The organism is Pseudogemmobacter hezensis, from assembly GCF_013155295.1.
Taxonomy (GTDB): Bacteria; Pseudomonadota; Alphaproteobacteria; order Rhodobacterales; family Rhodobacteraceae; genus Pseudogemmobacter; species Pseudogemmobacter hezensis.
Genome location: NZ_JABJXT010000003.1, coordinates 186,840 through 200,901, shown reverse-complemented (window position 1 = coordinate 200,901; position 14,062 = coordinate 186,840). Strand labels below are relative to the sequence as shown.

Here is a 14,062-nt window from a genome sequence, read left to right as displayed (position 1 = left end):
GGGTCTTTTCCTACCTCTTCCTCCGTTAGCACTCCCATCAGGTGAGTGCTGATAAGATACAACCTGGCATACATGGGAGTGTTACCAGATGGCTTTCAAACCGCTTCATGACCGCGTTCTGGTCCGTCGCGTCCAGTCCGAGGAAAAAACCAAGGGCGGGCTGATCATCCCCGATACCGCAAAAGAGAAACCGGCTGAGGGCGAAATCGTCTCGGTTGGCGAAGGCGCACGCAAGGACTCGGGCGAGCTGATCGCACCCTCGGTCAAAGCCGGCGACCGCGTTCTCTTCGGCAAATGGTCGGGCACCGAAGTCACCGTAGACGGTGAAGAGCTTCTCATCATGAAAGAAAGCGACATCCTCGGCATCATCTCGTGATGACGGGCTGGCTCCGCACGCCCGTCCACCGGGTGGCGTGAGCCGCGCTTTCTATTTCCTGAAACCTACATCCGAAGGAGACAGCCATGGCTGCCAAGGACGTTAAATTCACCACCGAGGCCCGCGACCGTATGCTCAAGGGCGTGAACACCCTCGCAGACGCTGTGAAGGTGACGCTGGGCCCGAAAGGCCGTAACGTTGTGATCGAAAAGTCGTTCGGTGCCCCGCGCATCACCAAGGACGGCGTCTCGGTCGCAAAAGAAATCGAACTGGCTGACAAGTTCGAGAACATGGGCGCACAGCTCGTCAAAGAAGTTGCCTCGCGCACCAATGACGAAGCCGGCGACGGCACCACCACCGCAACCGTGCTGGCACAGGCCATCATCAAGGAAGGCCTGCGCTCGGTCGCAGCTGGCCTGAACCCGATGGACCTGAAGCGCGGCATCGACCTTGCCACCGGCAAAGTCGTGGAAGCGATCAAAGCTGCGTCGCGCCCGGTCAAGGACTCGGACGAAGTCGCACAGGTCGGCACCATCTCGGCGAACGGCGAAGCCACCATCGGCCGCTTCATCGCTGACGCGATGCAGAAAGTCGGCAACGAAGGCGTGATCACCGTCGAAGAGAACAAAGGCCTTGAGACCTCGGTTGAGGTTGTCGAAGGCATGCAGTTCGACCGCGGCTACCTCTCGCCCTACTTCGTCACCAATGCTGACAAGATGATTGCGGATCTCGAAGACGCATACATCCTGCTGCACGAGAAAAAACTCTCCTCGCTGCAGCCGATGGTCCCGCTGCTGGAGGCTGTGATCCAGTCGCAAAAGCCGCTGATCATCATCGCTGAAGACGTCGAAGGCGAAGCACTGGCGACCCTCGTGGTCAACAAGCTGCGCGGCGGTCTGAAAATTGCTGCTGTCAAAGCACCGGGCTTCGGCGATCGCCGCAAGGCCATGCTGCAGGACATCGCAATCCTGACCGGCGGTCAGGTGATCTCGGACGATCTGGGCATGAAGCTGGAAAATGTCGGCATCGACATGCTCGGCCGTGCGAAAAAAGTGCAGATCAACAAGGACAACACCACCATCGTTGATGGCGCTGGTGAAAAGGCCGAGATCGAAGCACGCGTTTCGCAGATCCGCACCCAGATCGAAGAAACCACCTCGGATTACGACAAAGAGAAACTGCAAGAGCGCGTGGCCAAACTGGCTGGCGGCGTTGCAGTGATCCGCGTTGGCGGTGCGACCGAAGTCGAAGTGAAAGAGCGCAAAGACCGCGTTGATGACGCACTGAACGCAACCCGCGCAGCTGTGCAGGAAGGCGTGATCGTCGGCGGTGGCGTGGCTCTGGTTCAGGCAACCAAAGTTCTGGAAGGCCTGAAAGGCGCGAACTCGGATCAGGATGTCGGCATCCAGATCATCCGCCGCGCACTGGAAGCTCCGCTGCGCCAGATCTCGGAAAACTCGGGCGTTGACGGTGCAGTTGTCGCCGGCAAGATCCGCGAATCCTCCTCGACCTCGTTCGGCTTCAACGCTCAGACCGAAGAATATGGCGACATGTTCTCCTTCGGCGTGATCGACCCGGCGAAAGTGACCCGTACCGCTCTGGAGAATGCTGCCTCGGTCGCATCGCTCCTGATCACCACGGAAGCCATGATCGCTGACAAGCCGGCTGACAAAGCTGCAGCTCCGGCAATGCCGGGCGGCGGCATGGGCGGTATGGATTTCTGATCCATACCGGTCAGAAAAGGAACAAAAGGGCGGCCCTCGGGTCGCCCTTTTTCATTGTGATTACAGCCGTGTTGCAGGGCGTAAACCGCAATCAGGGATGCCGGATTTCCAGCACCTCCAGCACCATATCGCCCAAAGGCCGCCGCCATGTGACCTCATCCCCCGGGCGCGCGCCCAGCAATGCCCGCGCCAGCGGCGAATGGGGCGCGATACGGCCAAGGGCGGCATCCGCCTCATCCTCGCCGGTGATCTCATACCAGCTTTCGCGCCCAGCCTCATCCGACACCCGCACCCGCAGGCCAAAGGCAACCTCGGCAAGACCCAGACCCGCCGGTTCCACCAGGATCGCCGAGGCCAGCCGCGCCTCAAGCCAGCGGATGTCACGCTCTGCCGCCGCCTCGGGCAGCTTGTCCAGCCGCTCTTCCCGCGCCCGCAGCGCTGCCAGATCCGCCAGACGGTCGCGCAGCCGCGCCTCAAGCGCCGCCAGCCCGCGCGGCGTCACATGGTTTGGATGCGGCGACAGCGGCAGCTCTGGCAGATCGGGGCGGTCGGCCCCGGCATCTTCATTGACGAAAGCGCGGCTCATATCAGACGCACCCCGCGTTCAGACAAAGACGTCCTGGGCCACCTGCTCGCCCACCGCAAAGACGCGCTTATAGCGCTCAATCTCAGAGGCCGGGCCCATCGCTTTGTTGGGATTGTCAGAGAGTTTGACCGTCGGACGCCCATCAGCCGAGATCGCCTTGCACACCAGGCTGAACGGCGCCAGCGCATCATTCGGCACAAAGCCGCGGAAGTCATTGGTCAGATTGGTGCCCCAGCCGAAGGAAACCTTCACCCGGCCCTGGAATTGCGCATGCAGCTTTTCGATCATCGCCACATCCAGCCCATCCGAGAAGATCACCAGCTTTTCGCGCGGATCCTCGCCGCGCTCTTTCCACCAGCGGATCGCATTCTCTGCCGCCGCCGCCGGATCGCCGGAATCGATACGCGTTCCCGTCCAGCCCGCCAGCCAGTCAGGGGCGCGTTTCAGAAAGCCCTCGGTGCCATAGGTATCGGGCAACATGATCCGCAGGTTGCCGTCATGTTCATCATGCCAGTCGGCCAGCACCTGATAGGGGGCCTGGGCCAATTCTGCATCGTCACGCGCCAGCGCGGCATAGACCATCGGCAATTCATGGGCATTGGTGCCGATCGCCTCGATGTCGCGCTTCATGGCGATCAGGCAGTTCGAGGTGCCGGTAAAAGCCTCGCCGAGCCCCTCTTGCAGCGCCTGGACGCACCAGTCCTGCCACAGATAGCTGTGCCGCCGGCGAGTGCCGAAATCGGCCATTTTCAGCCCCGGGATCGCCCGCAGCCGCTCGACCTTTTCCCAAAGCCGGGTCATGGCGCGGGCATAAAGCACCTGCAGCTCAAACTTGCGCATGTCTTTCAGCACCGCCCGCGAGCGCAGCTCCATGATCACCGCCAGCGCCGGGATCTCCCACAGCATGACCTCGGGCCATTTGCCCTCAAAGGTCAGCTCATACTGGCCGTCGCGCTTTTCCAGGTAATAGGGCGGCAGCTTCAGGTTCTCGAACCATTCCATGAAATCGGGGCGGAACATCTGGCGCTTGCCGTAGAATGTATTGCCGCGCAGCCAGGTGCTTTCGCCACGGCGCAGGGACAGCGAGCGCACATGATCCAGCTGCTCGCGCAACTCGCCCTCGTCGATCAGATCGGCAAGGCGCACCGATTTCGTGCGGTTGATCAGCGAGAAAACCACATTGGTGTCAGGCCGGTTTCTGAAAACCGACTGACACATCAGCAGCTTGTAGAAATCGGTATCCAGCAGCGACCGGACAATCGGGTCGATCTTCCAGTTGTGATTGTGGACGCGCGTTGCGATATCGACCATGTCTCAGCCTCCTCCGGGCGGTTGATCGGTTAAAGCAACCCCCCGCGCCACTGTCCAGCCTGCCGGGCAGTATTCCTGTCAGGAAATATCAGCGCGGATCAACCATCACGACGCCCGCATCCACCATCTGCGCCCGCGCCTCTTCCAGCGAGCCGTTCAGATCAATGGCGCGGCAGAGATCCTCGCGCAGCTCGACCCGAAAGCCCAGGCGCACCGCATCCAGCGCCGAATAGGCCACGCAGTAATCGGTGGCCAGGCCCGCCAGCACCACCGTCGTGATTCCGCGCGCCCGCAGCCAGACATCAAGCCCGGTCGAGGTTTCGCGGTCATTCTCGAAAAAGGTCGAATAGCTGTCGATGCCGGCACGAAAGCCCTTGCGCAGGATCAGCTGCGCGGGGTCGGTGTGCAGATCGGGGTGAAAGGCTGCGCCCGCCGATCCGATCACACAGTGACGCGGCCACAGCACCTGCGGGCCATAGGCCATCTCTGTCACCGAAAAGACCACGGCCCCGGGATGATTGTCTGCGAAAGAGCGGTGATCGGCCGGATGCCAGTCCTGGGTCAGCACCACGGTGCCAAAATCCGCCATCAGCGCATTGATGGCGGGAATGATCGTATCGCCGCCGGTGACGGCCAAAGCGCCCCCCGGGCAGAAATCATTTTGCACATCAACGACGATCAGGGCCGTATCGGCGTCACGCATCTCACTCTCCCCGTGGTTGCCCCACATTTGTCCGCGTCACCTTTGTCCAGGCCTGGGGCTGCGTCAACCAATCCGCTTGATTTTACCGCGGCGCAGGTCCATTTCGCGCCTATGCTGATCATCGCCGCGCTTTATCACTTTGCCCCCGTCCCCGATACCGCCGCCCTGCGCGGCCCGCTGCTTGCCCTTTGCGAGGCCGGGGGCGTCAAAGGCTCGCTTTTGCTGGCCCCCGAGGGGGTGAATGGCACCATCGCCGGGCCGCGTGAAGGGATCGACCGGGTGATCGCCCATCTGCGCGCCCTGCCCGGCTTTGCAGATCTGGAATGGAAAGAGGCCGGGGCCGAAGAAATGCCCTTTGGCCATATGAAGGTGAAACTGAAGCGCGAAATCGTCACCATGGGCGTCGAGGGCGTCGACCCCCGCGCATCGGTCGGCCATTACCTGACGCCTGACGAATGGAACGCGCTGATCACCGCCCCCGATGTCGCCGTGATCGACACCCGCAATGATTACGAGGTGGGGATCGGCACCTTCCAGGGCGCGATTGATCCCGGCACCAAAAGCTTCCGCGATTTCCCCGCCTGGTGGGAGGAAAACCGCGAGCGTTTTCACAACAAGCGCATCGCCATGTTCTGCACCGGCGGCATCCGCTGTGAAAAATCGACCAATTACCTGCTTAGCCAGGGCGTCGAGGATGTGTTCCACCTGAAAGGCGGCATCCTGAAATACCTTGAGGAAACCCCGCCAGAGGACTCGCTCTGGCAGGGCGAATGCTATGTCTTCGACGCCCGCGTCTCGGTCGGGCATGGGCTGGTTCCGGGCGATTACACCAGCTGCGGCGCCTGCCGCCGCCCGGTCTCGGCGGAAGATCGCAAGGCCCCCAGCTATGAAGAGGGCGTCTGCTGCCCGGCCTGCGTCGATGAATACAGCAGTGAGGACCGCGCCCGCTTTCGGGAACGCGAAAAGCAGATCCGCCTTGCCGCCGCACGGGGCGAAAGGCATCTCGGCGCAAACTCTGGCTGATTGCACGTTCGGGAAAATGCCCCCCAGGCGGCGCAGATGCCTAAGGGGCGCAAATACGAAAGAGCCGGGGACGTTCCCCGGCTCTTTTTCATTCAGACGCGGCTGATCAGTAAACGACGACGGCCCGGATCGATTTGCCTTCATGCATCAGATCGAAACCGTGGTTGATCTCTTCCAGCTTCAGCTGGTGGGTGATCATCGGGTCGATCTCGATTTTGCCGTCCATATACCAGTCGACGAATTTCGGCACATCGCGGCGGCCTTTCGCGCCGCCAAAGGCGGTACCTTTCCAGACCCGGCCCGTCACCAGCTGGAAGGGGCGCGTCGAGATCTCGGCCCCGGCAGGCGCCACGCCGATGATCACCGAAACACCCCAGCCACGATGCGAGCATTCCAGCGCATCGCGCATCACTTTGACATTGCCGGTCGCATCGAACGAGTAATCGACGCCACCGATCTGGTCTGCGCCGCGTTTCGTCAGATTGACGATCTCCTGCACGACCGAGCCCTCAATTTTCGAGGGGTTCACGAAATGGGTCATGCCGAATTTGCGCGCCATTTCCTCTTTGTCATCGTTCAGATCAACGCCGATGATCATATCCGCGCCCGCCATGCGCAGGCCCTGGATCACGTTCAGCCCGATCCCGCCCAGACCGAAGACCGCCGCAGTCGAGCCGATCTCGACGCCTGCGGTATTGATCACCGCGCCGATCCCGGTGGTCACGCCGCAGCCGATGTAACAGATCTTGTCGAAAGGCGCATCGTCACGCACCTTGGCCAGCGCGATTTCCGGCATCACGGTGTGATTGGCGAAGGTCGAGCAGCCCATGTAATGATAGACCGGCGTGCCATCGAGCAGCGAGAACCGCGTGGTGCCATCGGGCATCAGGCCCTGGCCCTGCGTGTTGCGGATCGCGGTGCAGAGGTTGGTCTTGCCAGACAGACACGACGGGCACTCGCGGCATTCCGGCGTGTAAAGCGGGATCACGTGATCGCCCGGCTTCAGCGTGGTCACGCCCTCGCCGACCTCAATCACCACACCCGCGCCCTCATGGCCGAGGATGCAGGGGAAAATCCCCTCGGGATCCGCGCCCGAGCGGGTGAACTCATCAGTATGACACAGGCCGGTGGCCTTGATTTCCACCAGAACCTCGCCCTTTTTCGGGCCCTCGAGATTCACTTCCATGATCTCAAGCGGCTTGCCTGCGGCGAGGGCTACGGCTGCACGGGTACGCATGGCTTTTCTCCCTTAACTTTCGGGGCCAACCTGGGCCAGACTGGCGCAGAAAGCAACGCAGGAAGAATGATGTTCCCTCTGGTTTTACGGCTCGCCCCGATCGGACTGCTGCTCGCAGCCTGTGTGGCGGCCCCTGTTCCGACGATTTCCCCGAAGCCGCCCGCCACTGCGGCAGGCCCAGCCGCGAATCCCGCCCCCCCGAAACCCGTTCTGACCGAGCGCACGCCCGACAGCTGTCGGCTGGCCAGCCTGCAGTCGCTGATCGGCCAGCCCTCGGGCAATCTGCGCACCGTGCGCCTTGCGGGGGCCTCGCGGATCATCCCGCCAGGCGGCATCATCAGCCAGGAAGATTACCAGCCTCAGCGGATCAACGCGCATATCGATCAGCGGGGTGTCATCACCCGCCTCGAATGTGGTTAACCTTTCAGCGGCAGGAGTCGGAGACCGAACATGACCAGCCCAAGCCTCACCACCATCCACCCCTGGGCCTCTGAGCCTGGTGCCACCCCAACGGCGACCAGCCCCTTTGCCGGCACATGGCGCGGGCTGGTTTTGCTGGCAGCACTTGGCCTTTCGGCCTGTTCCGGGGCGGGTGACACCGATCTGTCCACCCCGCCCCAGCTGGCCGATCCGGCCCTTTGCGGTGCCGATCTGCTTGCCAATCTGACCGGAGCCCCCGCCACCTCTTTGCCAGGTGACGAGGTTGACGGGCCGCTGCGCCTTATCCGGCCGGGCGATCCGGTCACACGTGACTACATTCCAAACCGCCTGAACGTCACACTTGATGCAACCGACCACATTCGCAGCCTGACCTGCGGCTGAACACGGAGCGAACATGAAAACCGGATCTGCAACCACCCGCCCAATTCCCGCCCGCCTGACCATCGTCGGCGCGGCCCTGGGCCTTGGGCTTTTGCTGGCCGCCTGCGTGCAGGAGGTGGGACTATCCTACCAGCCCGCCCTGCCCGACCAGGCCAACGACAGCTGCGGCGCCAACGCGCTGGCCCCTCTGCTGGGCCAGGATAAATCTGCCCTGAGAAGCCTGGCGACACGGCGCGACCCGACACGGGTCATCGGCCCCAATCAGGCGATCACCATGGATCTGCTGCCCAATCGGCTGAATGTCATGCTTGATGGCAACGATAAGGTCGTGCAGCTGACCTGCGGCTGATCAGGCCCAACAGACAAAGATCGAAAGATGCGCCCAAACGGGCGCATCTGCATTTGCGGGGCCGCGATACACGCGATACTACACGCGATACAGGCGCGGCCTCTGCCCTTATTGTTGCGGCAGCTGCACCAGGCCATTGTCGACCGCAAGCTGCAGCTCTTCAGGCGAGACCGCACCATTCGCGTCCGTATCAATGGCGACGAACCCTTCCTGGGTCAGCTCCGGCCAGAGCGTCTGCAGCTCTGCCAGCGACCAGTCGCCGCTGCCATCCGCATCCTCGATAAGCGGCAGGCTGGTCTGCGCCATCGCCGCCCCGGCGATAAGGCTGGCAGAGGTTGCAACCAGGGCCATTGCGCGAAGAGACATGCGTTTCATCGGTTCTTCCTTTCGGTTTTCCTCAGAGTTCAGACCCGGCTGCATATCTGCGCTTAAGATACCGCACAGATACCGCCCGGCCTGTAAGATCATCTGGCCACTGCCCCCCGCCAAAGGAAAGCCCCCTGCCCGAGCGGCGGATTTCCCCCGCCGGGCGCCGCTGATACGGCGGTAATTTCCCGCCTGGTGCGCCGATAATCGCATCCGGCGCTGTCTGAGCGGCGGCGTTTCGCAAAGATTCACCCCCGCCCCGGCATGGCTTTGCCTGGCGATTTGCGTTTCCGTGCCCTCAACGATCCTCGTTTATTCCCCGGATAGGTCGCGCCCTTGCCCCGATCCCGCCTGAATTGGCGTTCAAAGACAGGCATGGCCCAGGATCATGCCCCCTTGCAGGGCGGGATCTGACGGCCGCGCCAATTAAGCTGCCATCCGCCCCCTCTGCAGGGGTGTCCTGGCCCCCGAAACATACGACCAGAACTGCTGCCCGCATTTTCTGCGCCCCGTCATATTTGCTGCCGAGGAAGAATATGGACCGACTGACCGAGATGGAAGCTTTTGCCACCGTTGTGGATCAGGGCGGATTCACCGATGCGGCCAAGAAGATGGGGATCTCGAAATCCGCCGTCTCGAAGCATGTCTCATCGCTTGAGGCGCGGCTTGGCGCCCGCCTTCTGAACCGCACCACCCGCCGCGTTTCTCCGACCGAGATTGGCCTTGCCTATTACGACCGCGCCCGCCGCGTGCTGAATGACGCAGGCGAGGCCGATGCGCTGGTGACCTCGATGCAATCGGCGCCTTCGGGCCTCTTGCGGATCTCGGTTGCGACCGATTTCGGGGTGAACCTGCTGTCACCGATCCTGGGCGATTTCCTGCTGGAATACCCCGATATCACCGTCAACATGGTGCTGAACAACCGCTACGTCGAGCTGATCTCTGAGGGCTTTGACATGGCGATCCGGGTGGGTGAGCTGGAAGACAGCAGCCTGCGCGCCCGCAAGCTGACCGAGACCACGAAGCGCATGATCGCCTCGCCCAGCTATTTCCAGCGCTATGGCCGCCCGATGAAGATCGACGATCTGAACGAGCATAAGCTTTTGCATTATTCCAACCAGGCCAATGGCAATGTGTGGAAAATCACCGCCCCCTCGGGCGAGCGTCGCCAGGTGCGCTCGAACGGCTGGCTGACCGTCAATGACGGCCAAAGCCTGCTGAATGCGGCGCTGGCGGGCCTGGGCATCGCCTATCTGCCCTCGTTCCTTTACTCGGATGCGATGCGTCAGGGTCAGGTCGAAGAGGCCATTCCCGGCCTGCCGTCTGAGGTGCTGGGCATCTATGCCGTCTATCCGCCGGGCCGTTTCACCCAGCCGAAAGTGCGCGCCTTCATCGACTTCCTCGCCCGTCGCTTCATCGACAAAGGGCCCGATAAGTGGTGAGCGCCGCGCGGAACTGAAATTCCGCTTTCCTGTTACACGCCTTGCAGGAAAGCCAAACTCAGGTCGGGGCCGGAATGGCCTCGACCCTTCTGTTTTTCTGACGCCCCTCTTCGGTGGCATTGTCTGCCCTGGGGGCCAGAGGCCCCGCCCCTTCGGCGCTGATCCGCGCGGCAGGGACGCCAAAATCCGCAATCAGCGCGGCGCGAACCGCCTCGGCCCGGCGTTTCGACAGCGCGATATTGCCCTGCAGCGGGCCGGACAGGTCAGTATGGCCAACCAGGATCACCCTGCGCCCAGGATCGGCCCCGATCCAGGCAGCCAGCGCCGCCAGCGAGGGGTAATCCTGATGTGACAGGGTGGCCGCGCCGGTATCAAAGACCAGATCATCCAGCGCGAAGGGCAGGCCCGCATCCAGCCTGGCGACAGTTTCAGGCTGAAGGGCCGGATCAGAGGGGGGCCTTGGTGCCGGATTCGTTTGCGGCGGCGTCGTTTGTGGCGAGGTCACGGGCGGCGGCGCGGCCGCCATCCCCACATCCTGCACAGGCAGCCCAGGCAAAGCCGTGTCCCCCACGGTGATGATCTGCACAAAAGCCGCCGATGCAGAGCGGCTGACCAGCAACCCCACCGCCTGCGGGCCACGCCGCGCCGCGACAAAGCGGAACTCGTTCAGATCGACATGCATTTCCGGCTCGGGCAGCACCTGGGTGGAAAAGCGGAAGTCAAAGCCCCCGCATTGCGGCGCGTCGCAATCCAGCACGATCTGATAGCCCGCCGCGATCAACTGTTCACGCAGGGGGGCCATAACCTCCAGCAAAGAGGCCCGCCCGGCATCCAGCTGCCAGGCACGGCGATCGACCTGGCCCTCAAACATCTCGACCGGCAGCTGGCCGTTTTGCCAGACCCCGACCGGAAGCGCATAGCTGTCATATTCTGCGGGCAGCGCCAGGGCATTTTGCACCGGAAAGGGCATTTGCGGCGTAAAACCCGCCTCTTGTGCCGCCAGAATGCCAGGGGCGAGCAGAGAAAACGCGATCAGAAAGGGGCGAAGGGTCACGCGGATCCGTATCCTTGCAAACGAATGGTTGATCCGAAAACAGGCCTGCCAAAACAGGAATGCCAGCCTATCCCTGACGGCGCGGCACCTCGAGGCTGCGATAGTGGTATTTGCCCACCACGACCATGCCCGCCCGCTCATAAAGCGCCCGGGCGGCGGTATTTTGCGCGGTGACCGCCAGGCTGAGGCTGTCTGCGCCCTGCGAAACCGCCCAATCGGCCGCCGCTGCCAGCAGATTGCCCCCGATGCCCTGACGGCGGGCCGGGGCACTGACCTCAAGCGCATGCAACATGGCGCGGCCCTCACTGATCGCGACAAAAGCGGCGGCCAGGGGACGGTCGGCGTGACGGCCCAGCAGGCAGGTTTTCGGTCCTAAGACCCGCTCCATCACCGCGACGCGGGCCGGGCCGATGCCGCCACTTTGCCAGATCTCGCGGGCCACTTCGAGGGGCGGCCAATGCGCGAAAGCGGAAAGCGGCGGCAGCTCGCGCTGCAGTTTTTCCGGGGCAGCGGCATAGATCACCACCGGATCGACCACCTGATAGCCGCGCGCCGCCAGCGCCTGATCCAGCGCCTCATCGCCCTGATAAAGGGTGAAAAGCGGCGCGGGCATGGCTGCCTCGGCTGCGATCAGCGCGGCCTGGTCCTGGTGCCAGTCACCCTGCAACGAGGCTGCCGAGACGCGTTTGCCGCCGCCCGCGCCGTCGCGCAGCCGGAAAGGCCCCAGATCCTGGCTGGATGCGGGGGGCCAGGTGGCCTCGATCAGCTGGGCGATCCGGGCGGCGGGCCAGTTCATCCGAAAAGGCCCACCAGCCGCATCATCGCCTGATCCAGCCGGGCGGGATCGGTGCCGCGGATCACCAGATTGGTGCCGAAAGCGCCGTTTTGCTGGAATGGATAAGAGCCCATGCTGAGATCAGGAAAATCGGCGGCCAGCGCCCCAAAATCGCCCGCAATCTCGCCCTCGCCGCGCATCACCCGCAGGTTTTGCGACAAAAGTGGCGCCCCTCCGGTCAGGCGCGGGATCACCGAGGCCAGCATCGACTCGAATATATTGGGCACGCCGGCCATGACATGGACATTCCCGAGGATGAAGCCGGGGGCGACGGAAATCGGGTTGTCGATCAGCGTCGCGCCGTCGGGGATACGGGCCATGCGCTGGCGGGCCTCATTGAACGGAAGGCCCTGGCGGTCATAATGCGCCTGCAAAAGTGCCATGGCGTCGGGGCGGTGCGAGATGCCCGCGTCAAGCGCCTCGGCCACCGCATCGGCGGTGATGTCATCATGGGTCGGGCCGATGCCGCCCGAGGTGAAGAGGTAGTCATGCGCCTGCGAGAGTGCACGAACCGCCGCCACGATTGCCGCGTGATCGTCGCCGATGACGCGGGCCTCGGTCAGCTCGATCCCGGCGCGGGTGAGTTCACCCGCGAGGTGCCAGAGGTTGGAATCGCGGGTGCGGCCCGAGAGGATCTCGTCTCCGATCACCAGCATGGCGGCGGTGGGATTTGCGGCGGTGGGATTGGCCATTGAGGGGCATCCTGATCTGCGTTGCGCTATAGGTATAGCGTTGCCGTGGGGGTTTTCCACCCCCACACCCCCGGAGGATATTTAGGGACAGATGAAAGACGGGACCGGCACTGCCTCTGGTGTTTTTCTGCGTGGGTGCCTATTTAGGGCCCTGAAAGCGAGGGGCGATGGACACGCGCGGACGGATCACGAAAGACGGTATTCGCATCTATGAGGATGCGGATTTTGCAGGCATGCGAGAAGCAGGGCGGCAGGTTGCCGAGATCCTGGATCTGCTGGGGCCGATGGTGCAGCCTGGTGTGACGACGGCAGCGCTGGATGATTTCATCCGCGAAGAGATCGGGCGGCGCGGCGTGATCTCGGCGACGATTGGCTATAAGGGCTATCAGCACGCGTCCTGCATCTCGATCAACCATGTGGTCTGTCACGGCATTCCGGGGAATAAGGTGCTGGCCGAGGGAGATATTGCCAATATCGACGTGACCGTGATCGTTGACGGCTGGTATGGCGATTCCAGCCGGATGTATGTCGCGGGCAAAGCGCCCCGCAAGGCCGAGCGGCTGATCGAGGTCACCCATGAAAGCCTGATGCGCGGCATCGCCGAGGTGAAGCCCGGCAATACCTTTGGCGATATCGGTTTCGCCATTCAGTCCTATGTTGAGGCGCAGCGCATGTCGGTGGTGCGCGATTTCTGCGGCCACGGGCTGGGGCTGGTTTTCCACGCGCCGCCGAATGTGCTGCATTACGGCCGTCCGGGCAAAGGCCCGGTGCTGGAAGAGGGCATGTTCTTCACCATCGAGCCGATGGTCAATCTGGGCCGCCCCGAGACCAAGATCCTGGCCGATGACTGGACCGCAGTGACGCGCGACAAGTCGCTTTCGGCGCAATATGAGCATTCGATCGGCGTGACCGCGACCGGCTGCGAGATCTTCACCCTCTCGCCCGCGGGCAAGTTCTTTAAGACCTGGGAGCAGGGCGCGGAATAATGGCCGCGACGCGGGGCACCGATCAGCTGACGCGTGCGGGGATCCCTTTTACCCTGCACCCTTATGATTATGATCCGGGTGCGGAAAAGATCGGCATAGCGGCAGCGGCAGCGCTGTCGCTTGACCCGCATCTGGCGCTGAAATCCCTGATGGTCGAGGTGGATGGCAAGCCCGCCTGCTGTGTGATCCCCTCGGATGCCAGTCTTTCGATGAAGAAGGTGGCGGCGGCTTTTGGCGGCAAACAGGCGGCGATGATGCTGCCCGCAAAGGCCGAAAAGCTGACCGGCTATCACACCGGGGGGATCTCTCCTTTCGGGCAGCGCAGGGCCGTGCCGACCGGGTTCGAGGCCAGCGTCTGCGGCGCCGAAAAGGTCTGGATCAATGCCGGGCAGCGCGGGCTTTTGTTGGGCATCGCGCCTGGTGACGCCCTGGCGGTGACGGGTGGCAAAGCGGTTGCGCTGATCGCCTGAGCCATGCAAATTTCGGCTGACATATGCAATAAATGCATATCAGCCCTGCGCATACTTTCGCATACAAAAGTTGCTTGTGGGGCTGA

General features: G+C 62.8%; 17 protein-coding genes. 9 read left to right on the top strand and 8 right to left on the bottom strand.

Annotated elements, in window-relative coordinates; genetic code table 11:
* Positions 1-88 precede the first annotated feature (88 nt).
* A complete protein-coding gene (groES, locus tag HOY34_RS04840; RefSeq protein WP_172360375.1) occupies positions 89-376 on the top strand; it encodes a co-chaperone GroES in 288 nt (95 codons plus the stop codon).
* Between the two features lie 86 nt (positions 377-462).
* On the top strand, positions 463-2,100 hold the full coding sequence (groL, locus tag HOY34_RS04835) for a chaperonin GroEL (protein ID WP_172360373.1): 1,638 nt from the start codon (positions 463-465) through the stop codon (positions 2,098-2,100).
* Between the two features lie 91 nt (positions 2,101-2,191).
* Here groL and HOY34_RS04830 read toward each other — a convergent pair whose 3' ends face one another.
* The 3 genes from HOY34_RS04830 to pncA form a co-directional block, all read right to left on the bottom strand.
* Complete coding sequence (locus tag HOY34_RS04830; protein ID WP_172360371.1) at positions 2,192-2,686, bottom strand: GreA/GreB family elongation factor; 495 nt, start codon at positions 2,684-2,686, stop codon at positions 2,192-2,194.
* A gap of 18 nt (positions 2,687-2,704) precedes the next feature.
* The gene (gene pncB, locus HOY34_RS04825; RefSeq protein ID WP_172360369.1) at positions 2,705-3,997 is read right to left on the bottom strand and encodes a nicotinate phosphoribosyltransferase; all 1,293 of its coding nucleotides are present in this window, start codon (positions 3,995-3,997) and stop codon (positions 2,705-2,707) included.
* 88 nt (positions 3,998-4,085) lie between these two features.
* Entirely contained in the window at positions 4,086-4,700 is a 615-nt protein-coding gene (gene pncA, locus HOY34_RS04820) for a bifunctional nicotinamidase/pyrazinamidase (protein ID WP_172360367.1), read from the bottom strand.
* Positions 4,701-4,811: 111 nt separating this feature from the next.
* On the opposite strand from pncA, the gene trhO reads away from it, so the two are divergent.
* A complete protein-coding gene (trhO, locus tag HOY34_RS04815) occupies positions 4,812-5,723 on the top strand; it encodes an oxygen-dependent tRNA uridine(34) hydroxylase TrhO (RefSeq protein WP_172360365.1) in 912 nt (303 codons plus the stop codon).
* Between the two features lie 106 nt (positions 5,724-5,829).
* On the opposite strand, the gene HOY34_RS04810 is transcribed toward trhO, so the two are convergent.
* Complete coding sequence (locus tag HOY34_RS04810) at positions 5,830-6,960, bottom strand: S-(hydroxymethyl)glutathione dehydrogenase/class III alcohol dehydrogenase (protein WP_172360363.1); 1,131 nt, start codon at positions 6,958-6,960, stop codon at positions 5,830-5,832.
* A 66-nt stretch (positions 6,961-7,026) separates the two neighbouring features.
* Here HOY34_RS04810 and HOY34_RS04805 point away from each other — a divergent pair, with 66 nt between their 5' ends.
* Genes HOY34_RS04805 through HOY34_RS04795 form a run of 3 tightly spaced genes read left to right on the top strand, consistent with a single transcriptional unit; the run spans position 7,027 to position 8,131 of the window.
* Positions 7,027-7,380 carry an I78 family peptidase inhibitor gene (locus HOY34_RS04805; RefSeq protein ID WP_172360361.1) on the top strand — a complete coding sequence of 118 codons (354 nt, stop codon included), beginning with the start codon at positions 7,027-7,029 and terminating at the stop codon, positions 7,378-7,380.
* 30 nt (positions 7,381-7,410) lie between these two features.
* Positions 7,411-7,782 (top strand): I78 family peptidase inhibitor, encoded by a 372-nt coding sequence (locus tag HOY34_RS04800; RefSeq protein WP_172360359.1) that lies wholly within the window; start codon positions 7,411-7,413, stop codon positions 7,780-7,782.
* Between the two features lie 13 nt (positions 7,783-7,795).
* Positions 7,796-8,131 (top strand): I78 family peptidase inhibitor, encoded by a 336-nt coding sequence (locus tag HOY34_RS04795; RefSeq protein WP_172360357.1) that lies wholly within the window; start codon positions 7,796-7,798, stop codon positions 8,129-8,131.
* A gap of 108 nt (positions 8,132-8,239) precedes the next feature.
* On the opposite strand, the gene HOY34_RS04790 is transcribed toward HOY34_RS04795, so the two are convergent.
* Positions 8,240-8,506, bottom strand: a complete 267-nt coding sequence (locus HOY34_RS04790; protein WP_172360355.1) for an EF-hand domain-containing protein — start codon at positions 8,504-8,506, stop codon at positions 8,240-8,242.
* Positions 8,507-9,033: 527 nt separating this feature from the next.
* On the opposite strand from HOY34_RS04790, the gene HOY34_RS04785 reads away from it, so the two are divergent.
* Positions 9,034-9,939 carry a LysR family transcriptional regulator gene (locus HOY34_RS04785; RefSeq protein WP_172360353.1) on the top strand — a complete coding sequence of 302 codons (906 nt, stop codon included), beginning with the start codon at positions 9,034-9,036 and terminating at the stop codon, positions 9,937-9,939.
* 58 nt (positions 9,940-9,997) lie between these two features.
* Here the strand turns inward: HOY34_RS04785 and HOY34_RS04780 are convergent, their stop codons facing one another.
* From HOY34_RS04780 to HOY34_RS04770, 3 genes are all read right to left on the bottom strand, one after another.
* Complete coding sequence (locus tag HOY34_RS04780; RefSeq protein ID WP_366926913.1) at positions 9,998-10,993, bottom strand: OmpA family protein; 996 nt, start codon at positions 10,991-10,993, stop codon at positions 9,998-10,000.
* A 67-nt stretch (positions 10,994-11,060) separates the two neighbouring features.
* Entirely contained in the window at positions 11,061-11,789 is a 729-nt protein-coding gene (locus tag HOY34_RS04775; RefSeq protein ID WP_172360349.1) for a GNAT family N-acetyltransferase, read from the bottom strand.
* Positions 11,786-12,520 carry a competence/damage-inducible protein A gene (locus HOY34_RS04770; protein WP_172360347.1) on the bottom strand — a complete coding sequence of 245 codons (735 nt, stop codon included), beginning with the start codon at positions 12,518-12,520 and terminating at the stop codon, positions 11,786-11,788. The genes HOY34_RS04775 and HOY34_RS04770 overlap by 4 nt, the downstream gene beginning before the upstream one ends.
* A gap of 167 nt (positions 12,521-12,687) precedes the next feature.
* On the opposite strand from HOY34_RS04770, the gene map reads away from it, so the two are divergent.
* Positions 12,688-13,506 carry a type I methionyl aminopeptidase gene (gene map / locus HOY34_RS04765; protein WP_172360345.1) on the top strand — a complete coding sequence of 273 codons (819 nt, stop codon included), beginning with the start codon at positions 12,688-12,690 and terminating at the stop codon, positions 13,504-13,506.
* Positions 13,506-13,976, top strand: coding sequence for an aminoacyl-tRNA deacylase (locus tag HOY34_RS04760; protein ID WP_216654643.1), 471 nt, complete (start codon positions 13,506-13,508; stop codon positions 13,974-13,976). The genes map and HOY34_RS04760 overlap by 1 nt, the downstream gene beginning before the upstream one ends.
* Positions 13,977-14,062: the final 86 nt, after the last annotated feature.